12 protein-coding genes are annotated in these 14,640 nt (G+C 68.8%); 7 read left to right on the top strand and 5 right to left on the bottom strand.

Annotation, left to right across the window (positions count from 1 at the left end; translation table 11 throughout):
* Window positions 1–47 precede the first annotated feature (47 nt).
* The 3 genes from VIL67_RS01155 (at window position 48) to VIL67_RS01145 (ending at window position 2,978) form a co-directional block, all read left to right on the top strand.
* A complete protein-coding gene (locus VIL67_RS01155; RefSeq protein ID WP_332047005.1) occupies window positions 48–824 on the top strand; it encodes an exodeoxyribonuclease III in 777 nt (258 codons plus the stop codon).
* Between the two features lie 167 nt (window positions 825–991).
* Window positions 992–2,242, top strand: coding sequence for a TetR/AcrR family transcriptional regulator (locus VIL67_RS01150; protein ID WP_332047004.1), 1,251 nt, complete (start codon window positions 992–994; stop codon window positions 2,240–2,242).
* A 238-nt stretch (window positions 2,243–2,480) separates the two neighbouring features.
* Entirely contained in the window at window positions 2,481–2,978 is a 498-nt protein-coding gene (locus VIL67_RS01145; RefSeq protein ID WP_332047003.1) for a response regulator, read from the top strand.
* Window positions 2,979–2,984: 6 nt separating this feature from the next.
* Here the strand turns inward: VIL67_RS01145 and VIL67_RS01140 are convergent, their stop codons facing one another.
* Entirely contained in the window at window positions 2,985–3,632 is a 648-nt protein-coding gene (locus VIL67_RS01140) for an OmpW/AlkL family protein (protein ID WP_332047002.1), read from the bottom strand.
* Window positions 3,633–3,907: 275 nt separating this feature from the next.
* On the opposite strand from VIL67_RS01140, the gene VIL67_RS01135 reads away from it, so the two are divergent.
* The gene (locus VIL67_RS01135; protein WP_332047001.1) at window positions 3,908–5,128 is read left to right on the top strand and encodes a hybrid sensor histidine kinase/response regulator; all 1,221 of its coding nucleotides are present in this window, start codon (window positions 3,908–3,910) and stop codon (window positions 5,126–5,128) included.
* A 148-nt stretch (window positions 5,129–5,276) separates the two neighbouring features.
* Here the strand turns inward: VIL67_RS01135 and VIL67_RS01130 are convergent, their stop codons facing one another.
* The 3 genes from VIL67_RS01130 to VIL67_RS01120 form a co-directional block, all read right to left on the bottom strand.
* Window positions 5,277–6,620: an aminotransferase class I/II-fold pyridoxal phosphate-dependent enzyme gene (locus VIL67_RS01130; RefSeq protein WP_332047000.1), complete on the bottom strand. Its 1,344-nt coding sequence runs from the start codon at window positions 6,618–6,620 to the stop codon at window positions 5,277–5,279.
* 249 nt (window positions 6,621–6,869) lie between these two features.
* A complete protein-coding gene (locus tag VIL67_RS01125; RefSeq protein WP_332046999.1) occupies window positions 6,870–7,244 on the bottom strand; it encodes a response regulator in 375 nt (124 codons plus the stop codon).
* 25 nt (window positions 7,245–7,269) lie between these two features.
* Entirely contained in the window at window positions 7,270–8,706 is a 1,437-nt protein-coding gene (locus VIL67_RS01120; protein ID WP_332046998.1) for a sensor histidine kinase, read from the bottom strand.
* 218 nt (window positions 8,707–8,924) lie between these two features.
* On the opposite strand from VIL67_RS01120, the gene VIL67_RS01115 reads away from it, so the two are divergent.
* Window positions 8,925–10,325, top strand: a complete 1,401-nt coding sequence (locus tag VIL67_RS01115; protein ID WP_332046997.1) for a sensor histidine kinase — start codon at window positions 8,925–8,927, stop codon at window positions 10,323–10,325.
* Window positions 10,326–10,415: 90 nt separating this feature from the next.
* Window positions 10,416–11,723, top strand: coding sequence for an OmpP1/FadL family transporter (locus VIL67_RS01110; protein WP_332046996.1), 1,308 nt, complete (start codon window positions 10,416–10,418; stop codon window positions 11,721–11,723).
* 127 nt (window positions 11,724–11,850) lie between these two features.
* Here the strand turns inward: VIL67_RS01110 and VIL67_RS01105 are convergent, their stop codons facing one another.
* The gene (locus VIL67_RS01105; protein WP_332046995.1) at window positions 11,851–12,288 is read right to left on the bottom strand and encodes a response regulator; all 438 of its coding nucleotides are present in this window, start codon (window positions 12,286–12,288) and stop codon (window positions 11,851–11,853) included.
* A 320-nt stretch (window positions 12,289–12,608) separates the two neighbouring features.
* On the opposite strand from VIL67_RS01105, the gene VIL67_RS01100 reads away from it, so the two are divergent.
* Window positions 12,609–14,627 carry a tetratricopeptide repeat-containing sulfotransferase family protein gene (locus VIL67_RS01100; protein ID WP_332046994.1) on the top strand — a complete coding sequence of 673 codons (2,019 nt, stop codon included), beginning with the start codon at window positions 12,609–12,611 and terminating at the stop codon, window positions 14,625–14,627.
* Window positions 14,628–14,640: the final 13 nt, after the last annotated feature.

Below are 14,640 nucleotides of genomic sequence, written 5' to 3'. Positions count from 1 at the left end.
CGTTGCCGGGAACGCTAGCCGATCGGCGGGCGTAATCCAGCCCGCGCATGCGGATCGCCACATTCAACGTCAACAACGTCAACAAGCGGCTGGAGAACCTGCTGGCCTGGCTGGCGGTCGCCCAGCCGGACGTGGTCTGCCTGCAGGAGACCAAGACGGCGGATGCGCTGTTCCCGGCGCGGGCGCTGGAGCAGGCTGGCTACGGCGCGGTGTGGACCGGCGAGCGGACCTGGAACGGAGTGGCGATCCTGGCCCGGGGCGCCGCGCCCGTGCCGACGCGACGCGCCTTGCCGGGCGATCCGCATGACGTTCAGCGGCGCTACATCGAAGCCGCCGTGGGCGGGGTGCTGGTGGGCTGCGTGTACCTGCCGAACGGCAACCCGCAGCCGGGCCCGAAGTTCGCCTACAAGCTCGCCTGGTTCGAGCGACTGATCGGGCACGCCCAAGGGCTGCTTGCGGCCGGGGTGCCCGCCGTGCTGGCCGGCGACTTCAATGTGGTGGCGACGGACCTCGACATCTACCGCGTGAAGCCGCGCACCGCCGACGCATTGCAGCAGCCCGAAAGCAAGGCGGCCTTCCGGCGGCTGCTGGACCAGGGCTGGTCCGACGCGCTGCGCGCCGTGCACGGCGAGGCCAGGCTCTACACCTTCTGGGATTACCTTCGCGACGCCTGGACGCGCAACGCCGGCATGCGGCTCGACCACCTGCTCCTGAGCCCGGCCCTTGCGTCGCGGCTCAGGAACTCGGGTGTCGACGCATGGGTGCGCGGGGAGCCGGGGGCGAGCGACCATGCCCCGGCTTGGGCGGAGGTCGAGTGGCCCTGAGGGGGGCGCCAAACGCCGGCGGGACCGCGTCTGGTGTGGGTATGTCAGGTTCCCGTCTAAGTAGTACGTCCTTCGCCGAATAAATGTGCGGCTGTGACACCGTTGGACATTTTAGCGCCGTACTCCGCACGTTATCGTGGTGACGGACGGGACAACATGAGGCCGCAATGGCTGGCTTGGACGACGGCGAGGCGCTGAAGGGCGCGCGCATGCCGACGCGCAGATTCGAAGCGCGACGGAATGCGATCATCGCCTCGGCGGTAAGTGAGATCAACGTAAAGGGCGTGCGTGGCATGACCCTCGGGGATGTCGCGGCCCGGCTGGACCTCGTGCCCACCGGCGTCATCTACTACTTCAAGAACAAGGAAGAACTCGCGGCGGCCTGCTTCCTGCGCGCCATCGAACGCTACGACGCTCTGGTGGCGGAGGGCGTGGCGGCCGGCCGCGACGACCGGGCCCGGCTGCAGGCGTTCATCGAGGCCTTTCTGACGTTCAAACGTAAGGCGCATCTCGGGGAAGCCGAGGAGATCGCGATCCTCAATGACGCCCGTGGGCTGAACTCGCCGGCCGTCGGGGAGGCGTTCGTGGCCATGTTCCGGCACGCTCGCGACCTGTTGCAGGGCCCGCCGGAGCGTCCGCTGCCGAGGCTCGACCGCAGCGCGCGGACCCACCTGCTGCTGGCGGAGGTGTTCTGGGGCGTCGCCTGGCTGCAGACCATCGACGTGGAGGACTATGGCCGGATCGCCCACCGGATGGGGGGCGTCCTGGCCGACGGAATCCTCCCGGCCGGCGCGGCCTGGCCGGCGTTCGAGCTGCTGCCCCTGGCGGCCGCGGCCGACCCGGATGACCCGGCCGAGCTATTCCTGGGCGCCGCCACCGAGCTGATCAACCAGGAGGGCTACCATGGCGCCTCCGTGGAGCGGATCTCGGCGCGGCTGAATGTGTCGAAGGGCGCCTTCTACCACCACAACGCCACCAAGGATGAACTGGTGGTGGCCTGCTTTCAGCGCACCTTCCAGATCATGTGGCGGGCCATCCGCGCGGCCGAGGCCGACGGCGGGACAGGGATGAAGGTGCTGGCCCAGACCTGCGTCTCGCTGGTGCACCACCAGCTGACCGGTCGGTTGCCGCTGCTGCGCAGCTCGGCGCTCTCCACCGTGCCGAAATCGATCGGAGACGAGCTGATCCGCGAGTTCGACCGGATCTCACTCCGGTTCGCGTCGATGCTGTGTGACGGCATAGCCGATCGTTCTGTCCGGCCAGTGGACGTCTATGTCGCCGCGCAACTGGTCAGCGGCATGATCAACGCCTCGGCGGACCTGCGTTACTGGGCCGAGGGCCTTGCCACGGACGGCGCTGCGGCCCACTACGTGCGGCCGCTGTTTGAAGGGCTGCTCTCCCCGGCTCCTGCCGCCTGATCCGCCGCGGGCGTCGCCCGGCACACGGCCAGGCTGTCGCCGGCTCAACCGGGGGGTGGCGACCCACGCTTGCAGCAGCAAAACACGTGATCTCAAGGGCTTGGCGAAGCTTGGCCTTGAGTGTCAGATAGGGTTCGCGCCTGGCTGGGTTTCCCGCCGGTGCGGGGCTGCGGCCACAACCGGGCGTTCGGGGGAGCGCCGGTCGCGCGCTGTTTGGGGAGCTTGTCACGGCCGACGCATGGACCTACGCGCCTTACGTCTCCTGATCGTCGACGACAATCGTAACGCCGCCGAGATCGTTCGGTCGGTGCTCGCGAGCGTGGGCGCCAAGGACATGGTGCTGGCCGCGACGGCTGAGCGGGCCTTCGAGGACCTGCAGGGCGGCGCCTTCGACATGCTGATCGTCGACCAGAACCTGGGAAAGGGCGACGAAGGGATCCGGCTGGTGCAACGCGTGCGCACCGACCCGCGCAGCAGCAATCCCTACCTGCCGATCCTGATGCTGACCGGCTATACCGAGCAGCGGCGGGTCCAGGCGGCGCGGGACGCGGGCGTGACCGAGTTCCTGAGCAAGCCCTTCACCATCGTGGGGCTGTTGCGGCGCATCGAGGCGCTGATCCACGCGCCACGGCCGTTCGTCCGGTCGGAAGACTATTTCGGGCCTGACCGCCGGCGGCGCCAGGACCCCGACTACAAGGGCCCGGAGCGGCGTAAGGCGTCGCCCCGGGGATCCTGAAGCCGGCTAGAAGCGGTAGGTGAGGCCGGCGTTGACCACGAGCGGGTCGACCTTGACCTTAGCGCGGACGGGGGTCGGACCGAGATTAGCCTTGGCCACGGTGCCCACCCAGGCCTTCTTCACATCGAAGAAGGCGCCCCAGCGGTCGTTGGCCATGACGTTGACCCCAGCTTGCACCACGGTGCCTACGGCGCTGTCGGCTTCGAGGTCGTTGAGGGCGCCATCCTCCGTGTCAAACACGATCAGGAAGCTGGCGCCGGCGCCGACGTAGGGCGAGACCGGCCCGTCCGGATTGAAGTGGTACTGCGCCATGACGCCGGCCGGGCCGCCGGTCATGGTGCCGGCGCGGCCGAGGGCGGCCAGCGTGCCGCTGGCGTCCACGTTGAACTTGGGCGGGAAGCCCCCAGCCGCGGCGAGGGCGATGTTCGGCGTCAGGAAGTAGCCGACCTCGACCTCGGCGGTCCAGCGGCCGTCGATCGACACGTCGGCGCCCGGCACCGGCTGCCCGCCGGCCGTCATGTCGGCGCTCTCCGCCGGCTCCACGAAGGCCGGGCCGGCATGGACGAACCAGCGGCCCGCGTCCTGAGCTTGAGCGGCGCCGGCGAAGGTCGCCGCCGCCAGGGCGGCCGCAGCCGCGATCTTGAAGGAAGCCATCACCTGCATCCTGTTTGGCTTATCGTTGATGCGGTTCTAGCGTGTAAACCTTAAGAAACGCTGAGATGAACGTTGATCACTGGTAACCACAGGAGTAATCACCAGGTAACCATAATGCGAAACTCGCGGTTGTCTTTTGCCGCCGGAAGCAATCGCGGATATAGATTTCGACGTTCTCTACGTGCGTGCGGGCGCGTCACGTGCACGGATATTTAAGTCGTTCGCTGCAGTGTGTCGGTATTCGTAGCAGCTGCGGGCGTTATTTCGAGGTTGGGATGGCAGACGATCTCGCCACCATCGACGGCCAGGACAGGCCGTCCCGCATCCTCATCGTCGACGACGTGGCCGACAACCGGACCATCCTGGGTCGACGGTTCCAGCGGCGCGGGTTCGAGATTGCGGAAGCGGAGTCCGGCCGTGGCGCGCTCGAGATGATCGCCGCCGGCGACTTCGACGTGGTGCTGCTCGACGTCATGATGCCGGACATGAACGGCCTCGAGGTGCTGCGCCGGATCCGTGAGCAGTACAACGACGTGCAGCTGCCCGTGATAATGGTGACCGGCAAGACCGAGAGCCAGGACATCGTCGAGGCGCTGACCGCCGGCGCCAACGACTACATCACCAAGCCCGTCGACTTCGCCGTCGCCCTGGCGCGCGTGTCGACGCAGGTGCGCAGCCGCCGCGCCGAAGAACATGTGCGCCGCGCGAACGAGGCGCTGTCGCGAGCCAACGAGGACCTGGAGCGCCGCATCGGCGAGCGCACCGAACAGCTGCGGGTGGCGCTCGCCGAGGCGCAGGCCGCCAACCGCTCGAAGGACGAATTCCTGGTGATCGTCAGCCACGAGCTGCGCACACCGCTGAACGGGATGATCGGCATGGGCCAGATGCTGGCCCGCACGCCGCTGAGCGATCAGCAGCGACGCATGGTCGACATCGTCAATGCGTCCTCCGACCAGTTGCACGGCGTGGTCGCCGACCTGCTGGACACCCTGGATCTCACCGCCGGCGGGCTGACCCTTGCCCCCGAGCCGGCGGACCTCAACGCCCTGATCGAGGACGTCGCCACGGAAGCCCGGCGCAAGGCCGAGGCCAAGGGGCTGGCGTTCCGCCTGGAGGCGGCCCCCATGGCCGGGCTCGTGCAGGTGGACGCCGCCCGGCTGCGCCAGGTCCTTGGCAAGTTGCTGGACAATGCGGTGAAGTTCACCGAGTTCGGCGAGGTGGCGCTCAGCGTCACGCCAGCGCCGGCCGGCGTGGCCTTCGAGGTGCGCGACACCGGCGTGGGCTTCGATCCCGAGACTGCCGAGCGGATGTTCCGCCCCTTCGAACAGGCCGATGGCTCGCTCACCCGCCGATTTGGCGGCGTGGGCCTCGGCCTGGCGATCTGCAGCGGCCTGGTGGGCCTGATGGGCGGCGAGATCGCCGCCGAGAGCCAGCCGGGCCAGGGCGCTGTGTTCCGCATCGTCCTGCCGCTGCCCGCGCTCGCCGCCGCGGCCTGAGCCCCGACCCCAGAACGGATCTCCTGATCGCAAGGCCGCCTCCGCCGGGCGGCCTTGCGTCTGCTGTCGTGAGTGCGTGGTCGAAGTCGCATAGGAAAAGGGCCGGGCGTCGCCGCCCGGCCCTTCCTCGTTTCGGCTGTGCGCCGCCTCAGGCGGTGGCGCGCAGCGGCTCGGCCTCGGCGCCGGTCTGGGCCTCGAACTCGGCCAGGCCCATCTCGTAGGCCGCCTTCAGACGCTTCACCGCGTCGCGGATGTTCTGCGGCGTGTGGTTGGCCATGACCTGCATGCGGAACCGGGCCTGGCCCTTCGGCACGGCCGGGAACTCCACCAGGTTGGCGATCAGGCCGGTCTCGGGCAGGCGTCGGCTGACGAGCCGCGCCAGGCCTTCCGAGCCCATCTTGACGCAGACGATCGCCGACGGGTCGCCGTAGACCTCGAAACCGGCTTCCACCAGCTGGCGGCGGAGGCTCAGCACATTGGTCATCAGCTTGTTGCGCAGCTCGGCGCCTTCCACCGACTCGATGATCTCGAAGGCCTTGAGCACGGTGGCGGCCTGCATCGGCGACAGCGCATTGGAGAAGGTGCAGGGCGGCGAATAGAACCGCAGGTACTCCTTCACCTCTCGCGAGCGGCAGCCCACGAAGCCGCCGTTCGAACCAAAGGTCTTGGAGAACGAGCCCATCACCAGGTCGACCTTGCCCAGCATGCCCTGCATGCCGATATGGCCGCGGCCGTCATCGCCGAGGTTGCCCAGGTCGTGGGCCACGTCGACCATCAGGGTGGCGTCGAACTCGTCGCACAGCGCCTGCATGGCGGCGATGTCCGGGGTGTCGGAGTCCATCGAGTACAGGGACTCGATGACCACCATGATGCCGTTCTCCTGGTCCTTGGCGCGGATCTTCTCCAGCCACTTGCGGCACTCGCCGACCATGTTGTGGCGGAACAGGTAGATGTTGCGCGTGGCGGCGCTGGCGCCTTCCTGCAGGCAGGTGTGGGCGAGCGAGTCCATGACGATGTGGTCGGTGGAGCGCACCAGGCCCTTGATGACCCCGTAACCCGCGGCCCAGCCGGTCGGGAACAGGATGGCTTCGGGCATGCCCAGGAAGTCGGCGATCTTGCGTTCCAGCAGGACCGAGTGGTGGGTGTTGCCCAGCAGCGCCGCAGACCCCGCGCTGTGCACACCGAACTCCTCGATCACCTCCTGGGCCACCTTCTTGATGACCGGATTCACCGACATCGAGAGGTAGTCCTGGCTGGCGAAGTTCACGCCGTCGATTTTGCCGCCGGCGTCGTCGCGGGCGGCGCAGACCGTCGAGGGGCTTTCCTCCGTCGAGCGCGAGAACGGCCACAGGCCATTCTGGCGGCGCAGGTTCTGCCACTTGAAGAAGCCCGCCACCCGGGCCTCGAGATCGCGGCCCTTGGGATAGCGGAAATCGCGCATGCTGCCCGTGAGGGCCGCTGGCGGCGTATAGTTATTGAATGCCTTCAGCATTGATAGCTCCCCACCCTGTTCTCGGGTTCGGAGTGTGTTGTACAGCTCAGGTGTTATTCTGCGGTGTACAGAAGGTATTGCTACAGTTTACAGGCGAGGTTAACTGCTCGTGCTAGAGTGCAGTTAACGAGATGTGTCCTGGCAAGCTATTGGTGTGCTTGGAAATTCCAGGTTGCAGGGCGCGCACCCGCCAAAGAAAAACGCCCGCCGGGTGCGGCGGGCGTTCGGTTGTCGCTCGGTGGAGGAGGCTCAGGCGGCCCGGGCGCCGAGGCAGGCGTTGATCTTGCCCAGCAGCCTGGGCAGGTCGACGGGCTTGGTGTCGAAATCGGCGCAGCCGACCTCCACGCTGCGCGCCCGGTCGGTAGCCAGAGCATGGGCGGTGAGCGCGATCACGGGGATGTCGGCGGTGGAAGCACGCTGCTTGATCAGCGTGGTGGCTTCCCAGCCGTCCATGTCGCCCAGCGCGATGTCCATCAGGATCACCTGGGGCCGTTCACTCTCCGCCATGGCCACGCCGCTCGGCCCGTCCGGCGCACAGCAGACCTCGAACCCCTGCCGCGTCAGGCGGCGGGTGAGCATGTCCCGGTTCATCTCGTTGTCTTCGACCAGCAGGATCTTCGTCATGTGAGGATTCCGGAGGCTTTCAGGCTCAGGCGACCAGCTCGGCGGCGTCTTCACGCGTCCGCCGCTTGCGCTTGGCGGCGGGCGCCGCCGGGAGGGTGAGGGTGAACGTCGAGCCCTTGCCGAGCTCGCTGGCGGCTGTGATGGCGCCGCCCATCAGGTTGCAGAGGGCGAGGCTGAGCGCGAGGCCCAGGCCCGTGTCGCCGTACTTGGACGCGCTGGCGTCGCGCGCCACCGTGAACTTCTCGAACAGGTTGGGAAGCATCTCGGGCGAGATGCCGATGCCCGTGTCGCGGACCTCGATGACGATCGTCTCTCCCGTGCGCGCGGCGCGCCGGGCGACGTTCACCGTGACCTGGCCCTCGTTCGTGAACTTGATGGCGTTGTCGATCACCTGGCCCAGGGCCTGGCGGACACGCTGCCCGTCCCACCGCGCGGTGCCGAGGCCGGCGCCGAGCTCGACGACCAGCGCGACGCCCTTGGCGTCGGCCTTGGCCCGCTTGTGCTCGGCCACGGCGCTGACGAACTCGCCCACGGCCACGTCCTCGGGCGCCAGCTCCATCTTGCCGGCCTCGATCTTGGACAGGTCGAGCACCTCGTTGACCAGGCGCAGCAGATGGTGGCCGGCCTTGTGGATCTTCTCCAGGTCGGCGATCGATTCCTGGTCGTCCTCGTCGGCGGCGTCCTCAAGGAGCATCTGCGAGTAGCCGATCACGGCGTTCAGCGGGGTGCGCAGCTCGTGGCTCATGCTGGCGACGAACTCGGCCTTGGCGGCGCCGGCGCGCTCGGCCTCGGCGGTGGCGCGGCGCAGCTGGGCGGCGGTGGCCATGTGGCCGCGCATCTCCGCCTCCAGCTCCACGCCGGATTGCAGGATGCGGCGGTAGTAGAGCGCCATCATGGTGACATAGCCGGCGCAGGCGAGCGTGGAGACGATCCCCAGCCCCTGGAGGGCTTCACGCGGGGTGTCGTCGCTCGGCGGCGGCAGGAAGTGGAAGAGCGCCACGAAAGCCGCGAAGTTCACGGCCATCTGCGCGAGCGAATACATCCGCAGCTTCGGCGAATGGCCGAGGTACAGGAAGGCCAGCAGGGGAATGGTCAGCACCCAAGGCAGGGTGGGCGAGGTGACGCCGCCATACCAATAGCAGCTCCACAGGATGCAGAACGCCAGGTTCTGGACCGAGACGAAGGTCAGCAGGTTGTAGTGGCCAAGCCACTTCAGCAGGAACGGGAACGCCCAGAAGGCGGTGATCGACACCGCCAGGATGGCCGTCGGCCAGCCCGGCGTCGGGTCGAGGAACAGGAGCGCGCCCGGCACCACATTGCCCAGAAAGGGGCCGCAGCAGTGGCTGATCAGGAACATGCGCGCTTCCTGGCGCTTCTCGCGCGCAGCGCTCACCTCGGCCGGAATGAACCAGTCGATGAACCGGTCGAGCAGATTGGTCGCCTGCGCTGCGGCTGTGTTCATGATCGGTCGCGTCCCCAAGAGCCGCCAAGGATTGGGCAGGATTTCGTTGCCATCCACTTGCGGCGCCACGAGTTGAACTCACGGCTCGCGCCAATTTCCCCGGCGCCGATTAAGATCGGGTTATCTGGGTTAAGAGCTGTCGTGCACGAGTTCTTAATCCGTCCCTGTGCTGACTCTCCGGGAAATCTGGGCGCCCCTCGAACGGGGGCGGAACGGGCATGTGGGAAAACATCCTCAAGGTCATCGACTGGTTCGTGCCGGAGGCCGCGAAACGCGAGCGCTCCGAACTGGGCCTGGCGCGCAACTTCGTCTTCACGCACCTCTTCGGGCCGCTTATGGCCCAGTCGATCTGCGTCTTCCTCTACCTGACCGATCCCAAACCCAACTGGGTCGTCTGGACCATGGTCGCGACCATCTGGTCCTTCTGGACCCTGCCGTTCCTGCTCAAGCTCACGCGCAACCTGCAGCTGGTGGCGCTGCTGTCCGTGCAGACGCTGGCCTTCGCCTCGCTGTTCGGCTCGTTCCACTACGGCGGGGTGTCCTCGCCGCTGCTGCCCTGGCTGCTTGTCGCCCTGCTGCTGGGCTTCTTCTACCTGGGTGAACGGCCGCTGCTGGTGCTCGGCATGTTCGCCGGCGACCTGCTCGCCTTCTACGCGGGCTATGCCTTGAACGGCGGGTTTGACGAGCGGGTGCCGCTGGAACAGCTGACCAACGTCGGCTGGATCTCGATCTTCTCGGCCAGCGTCTACATGTCGTGGATGGCCGTCTATTACGTGAGCACCATCTCCCTCCGCTCCGACCTCGAACGCGAGGCCGAGCGCCACCGCGCCACGGCCGTGCGCCTGCGTCAGGCTAAGGATCAGGCCGAGCGCGCCAACCTCGCCCGCTCGATCTTCCTCGCCAAGATGAGCCACGAGTTCCGCACCCCGCTGAACGCGGTGATCGGCTACTCCGAGCTGCTGCTGGAGAATGGCCAGGACACGGGGGCCGATGAGCAGAAGCTGGCCGACCTCGGCCGGATCAACGCCGCCGGCCAGCACCTGCTGGCTCTGGTCACCGACGTGCTCGATGTCTCACGCATCGAGAGCAATGCGGTGGAGCTGAGCCTCGACACCTTTGAACTCGAGACCTTCGTCGAGCACGTGGCTGCGACCGCCCAGCCGCTGATGACCCAGAACGGCAACCAGCTCGTGATCCGGCCCACGGGCCGCCTGGGCTCGGTGACCACGGATCAGACCAAGCTGCGCCAGGTGGTCCTGAACCTGCTTTCCAACGCCGCCAAGTTCACCAGCGAGGGCACGATCACCGTCACCTTGCGGCGGGACGAGAAGGCAGCCGGCGACTGGATCGAAATCCGCGTGGACGACACCGGGATCGGGATCGCGCAGGAAGACCTGCCCAAGCTGTTCCAGGACTTCGGCCAGGTCAGCGCCACCACCTCCAGCCAGTACGGCGGCACGGGCCTCGGCCTCGCCGTCAGCCAGAAGCTCTGCGCGCTCATGGGCGGCGGCATCTCGGTGACCAGCGAGCCGGGCCACGGCTCGTCGTTCCTGGTCCGGCTGCCGGCCGTGGCGACGCCGGAAGAGCCGGCCGAAGACGCCCAATCGCTGGCGGCATAAGGCGGTTCAATAAATCGCCCGGTAATGAAAATCGGGCAATAAGGTCACGTTCGGCCACTCCCCGGTCGGACGAAGTCGGGGATAGTTCTCGTGTATAATCTGGATCATCGGGCCCTCGGGGGTCTCGTGGCCGCCGGGGCCCTGCTCGCGTCGGCGGGCGCCGCCTCCGCCAGCGGCATCGGCGTCACCGAAGTCACGGCGGAAGGCCTCGGCCGCGCCAATTCCGGCGAGGTCGCCGATACGGGCGCCTCGGCGCTGTTGTGGAATCCGGCCGCCATCGCGCGGGGTCCGCGCGGCGCGAGCGTCGGCGCGCATTACCGCAATGACGAGACCGAGTTCGCAGACCGCGGCACCCGGATCACGCGGCCCATCCCGCCCGCCGGCCTGACGCTGCCCGTGGGCGGCGCCTCGCCCGTCGACGATGTGAGCCAGGATTTCGCCGCGCCGAACCTCGCGCTCGCCCTGCCCGTCGGGGACCGCTTCGCGCTGGGCCTGTCGGTGCACACCCCGTTCCGGCTGAAGACCGATTTCGGCGCCGGCTCCTGGGCCCGCTACGACACCATTCGCAGCAAGATCGAAGTCACGGAGATCCAGATCGCCGGCGCCATCCAGGCGACGGACTGGCTCGACCTCGGCTTCGGTGTCACCGCCAACCACACCGACGCCTACTATGACCAGGCCTCGCCGAACCTGAACCCGGCGGCGCCGGACGGCCTGCAGGCGCTGACCGGCGACGGCTGGAACTACGGCTTCACCCTTGGCGCCCAAGCCCACCTCGAGCGCCTGACGCTCGGCCTGGCCTATCGCTCCAAGGTGAAGCACGAACTCGAAGGCGACATCACGCTGAGCGGGCTACAGGCGCCGCTCGATGGCGCGAACTTCACCGCGCCGGCCGACACCAACTTCACCACGCGCTCGACGCTGACCGCCGGCGCGCGTTTCGCTGTGACCGAGGCGACCACGCTGAACGGTCAGGTGACCTGGTCCGGCTGGGACGTCTACGACAGCATCGACGTGCGCTTCGCCGGCATGACCGCGAGCATCCCGCAGCGGTTCAAGAACACCACCTCCGTGGCGGTGGGTGTGGACCACGCCCTGGGGGAGACGCTCACCGTCCGCGGCGGCGTGCAGTATGACCCGACGCCGACCCGCGACTCGCTCCGGGAGCCGGGCGTGTTCGACAGCGACCGCTGGATCTTCGCCGCCGGCGCCAGCGCCCAACTCACCCCGGCGCTCACGCTGAACGGCGCCCTGGCCTACACCCGGTTCGACGACGCCAACCTCGCCGACCTGGACGTCTTCTATGCCGGCACCCCGGCGCAGACGACCGTCCCGACCGTCGGGGCTTTCGAGGGCCATGCCGTGTCGGCGGCGGTGAGCCTGGACTGGCGGTTCTAGACCGCGCCTCAGGGCTGGAATTCCGGGCCGGCGTCCTTCGGGGCGCCGGCCTTTCTCTTTTCTAATCGCCAAAAGCAAAGGGCCGGCGCGGTGCGCCGGCCCTTGGGCTTTCGCAGATCGCGCCGGCTCAGCCGGCTCGAGCGGCCTGGGCCTCGGCGCGAGCGGCCTCGGTCGTGGACTGGATGATCGCCCCGATCAGCAGGTCGGGCACCACGGGCTTGGCGATGTGGTGGTCGGCGCCGGCGGCCCGGGAGGCCTGCACGTGCTCGCTCATGGCGTTGGCGGTGACGGCGAGGACAGGCGTCCGGTGACGGCCCTGCTCCACCTCGAAGCGGCGAATCTCGCGGATGGCGGTGAGGCCGTCCATGACTGGCATCTGCAGGTCCATCAGCACGACGTCGAAGTCGTCGCCCTTGTAGGCGTTCAGCGCCTGCAGCCCGTCTTCGACCTGCACGAGGTCGCAGTCGATGAGGCCGAGCACCACCTCGATCACGGCGCGATTGGTCGGATGGTCGTCCGCCAGCAGCACCCGCAGCCGTCGCCCGTTTTCAGCTTCCGTCGACAAGCTAACCCCTGCCTCTGACCCGGATTGGAATCCGGTTCCTGGACGGGGAGGCTAGTCGAAAAGGGGTAACCAAGCGGTCAACGGGCGCTCGCCGCCTGCGCGTCCGCCCGTGACGGATTGGCGCAACCTGGGGCCGGCGCGAGGCGAAGCGCCCTCAGCCGTAGGCGAGGGCGCCCGCGGCGCAGGCGTTCGCGCGTCATCTTATTGTCATCAGAGCACAGTGGGGCGGCGACGGTCCCTCGGAGCGCGACCGTGCATTGACAACCTGGGGCGCCGCACCTCCCATCCCGCGTACCGTTGTTGCACGATCGGATAACTGCTTGCCGCGCGCCGCCGCAGAGCCGCTAGGAACGCTCGCCACCGCGCTCGGCCACGCGGCCCGCCTCCTGACGCAAAGCCCGGCCCTGGCCGAGGCCCAGTCCCGCGAGATCCTCAAGGCCGCCCCGGGACACCCCCAGGCCCTGCTGCTCCTGGCGGCCGCCCTCCGCCGCCAAGGCGCCGCCCCTGCGGCCCGCGACGTCGCCGCGCCCCTCGCCCGGGCCAACCCGGAGTGGCCCGCCGCCCAGGCCGAGCTCGGGCTGGCGCTCGCCGCCATGGGCGAAACCGAAGCCGCCGTCGCCGCCCTCGAGCGCGCCGTGGCGGCCGACCCGCAGCACGTGGAGGCCTGGCGCGGCCTTGGCGACGCCTGGACGCTGCTGGGCGACGCCGCCCGCGCCGACGCCGCCTATGCGCGCCATGTGCGGGCCTCGGTCCGCGATCCGCAGCTCGTGGAGGCGGCCGCCGCCCTTTGCGACAACCGGATCGCGGTGGCGGAGCGACTGCTGCGGGCCTTCCTGAAGCAGCGTCCCACCGACGTCGCCGCCATCCGCATGCTGGCCGAGACCGGCGCGAGGCTCGGCCGGCTGGCGGACGCCGAGGCCCTGCTGCAGCGGTGCCTGGAGCTGGCGCCCGGCTTCGCCGCCGCCCGGCACAACTACGCGACCGTGCTCTACCGCCAGAGCAAGCCCGTGGAGGCGCTGCGGGAGGTCGAGCGCCTGCTCGCGGCCGACCCGAAGAACCCGGGCTACCGCAACCTCAAGGCCGCCGCGCTCAGCCGCATCGGCGAGTACGACCGCGCCATCGCCCTCTACCAGGAGGTGCTGACCGAATTCCCGCGTCAGCCCAAGGGCTGGATGAGCCTGGGCCACGCGCTGAAGACGGTTGGTCGCCAACCCGACGCGGTGGCCGCCTACCGCCGCGCCGTCGACCTGCAGCCCTCGCTGGGCGAGGCGTGGTGGAGCCTGGCCAACCTGAAGACCTTCCGCTTCGCCGAAGCCGACGTGGCGGCGATGACGGCGGCCCTGGAGGGCGAGGGCCTGGCCGACGACGATCGGCTCCACCTGCGGTTCGCGCTCGGCAAGGCGGCCGAGGACGCCGGCGCCTACGCGGCCGCCTTCCGCCACTATGCGGCCGGCAACGCCCTGCGCCGGGAGAGCCTCGCCTATCGCGCCGAGGACACGGAAGACCAGGTCCGCCGGGCCCTCGCCGTGTTCACGCCGGCCTTCCTGGCCGCCCGCTCCGGCCAGGGCTGTGCCGCGCCCGACCCGATCTTCATTGTCGGCCTGCCGCGCTCGGGCTCCACCCTCGTCGAGCAGATCCTGGCGAGCCACAGCCAGGTGGAAGGCACCCAGGAGCTGCCGGACATCATCAGCCTGGCGCGGCGCATCGGCGGTCGGCCGGGTGCCGAGCGGGACACCGCCTATCCCGAAGCCCTGCAGGAGCTCTCCCCCGCCGAACTCCGCGCGCTCGGAGAGGAGTACCTCGAGCGCACCCGCATCCACCGCAAGCTCGGCCGGCCGCTGTTCATCGACAAGATGCCGAACAACTGGGCGCACACGGGTCTGATCCACCTCATCCTGCCGAACGCCAAGATCATCGACGCGCGGCGCCATCCGATGGGCTGCTGCTTCTCGGGCTTCAAGCAGCACTTCGCCCGGGGGCAGGGCTTCACCTATTCGCTGGAGGACGTCGGCCGCTACTACGCCGACTACGTCCGCCTGATGGATCACTTCGATCAGGTGCTGCCGGGCCGCGTGCACCGGGTGATCTACGAGGAGATGGTCGCCGACCCGGAAGCCGAGGTGCGCCGCCTGCTGGCCCACTGCGGCCTGCCGTTCGAGGACGGCTGCCTACGCTTCTACGAGAACGATCGTGCGGTGCGCACCGCCAGTTCCGAGCAGGTGCGCCAGCCGATCTACACCGACGCCGCCGAGCACTGGCGCAACTTCGAGCCCTGGCTGGATCCGCTCAAGGCGGCTCTCGGCCCGGTGCTGGAGGCCTATCCCAAGGCGCCCGCCTGACGGGCGCGATCAC

The organism is Phenylobacterium sp. (assembly GCF_036563385.1).
Taxonomy (GTDB): domain Bacteria; phylum Pseudomonadota; class Alphaproteobacteria; order Caulobacterales; family Caulobacteraceae; genus Phenylobacterium.
This window is presented reverse-complemented; position numbering and strand designations above follow the sequence as displayed.

Coding starts and splice junctions, on each gene's coding strand:
- VIL67_RS01125 (WP_332046999.1), bottom strand. CDS start 7,244: ATGACGAAGATCCTGCTGGTCGAAGACAACGAGATGAACCGGGACATG.
- VIL67_RS01130 (WP_332047000.1), bottom strand. CDS start 6,620: ATGCTGAAGGCATTCAATAACTATACGCCGCCAGCGGCCCTCACGGGC.
- VIL67_RS01150 (WP_332047004.1), top strand. CDS start 992: ATGGCTGGCTTGGACGACGGCGAGGCGCTGAAGGGCGCGCGCATGCCG.
- VIL67_RS01155 (WP_332047005.1), top strand. CDS start 48: ATGCGGATCGCCACATTCAACGTCAACAACGTCAACAAGCGGCTGGAG.
- VIL67_RS01120 (WP_332046998.1), bottom strand. CDS start 8,706: ATGAACACAGCCGCAGCGCAGGCGACCAATCTGCTCGACCGGTTCATC.
- VIL67_RS01115 (WP_332046997.1), top strand. CDS start 8,925: ATGTGGGAAAACATCCTCAAGGTCATCGACTGGTTCGTGCCGGAGGCC.
- VIL67_RS01140 (WP_332047002.1), bottom strand. CDS start 3,632: ATGGCTTCCTTCAAGATCGCGGCTGCGGCCGCCCTGGCGGCGGCGACC.
- VIL67_RS01135 (WP_332047001.1), top strand. CDS start 3,908: ATGGCAGACGATCTCGCCACCATCGACGGCCAGGACAGGCCGTCCCGC.
- VIL67_RS01145 (WP_332047003.1), top strand. CDS start 2,481: ATGGACCTACGCGCCTTACGTCTCCTGATCGTCGACGACAATCGTAAC.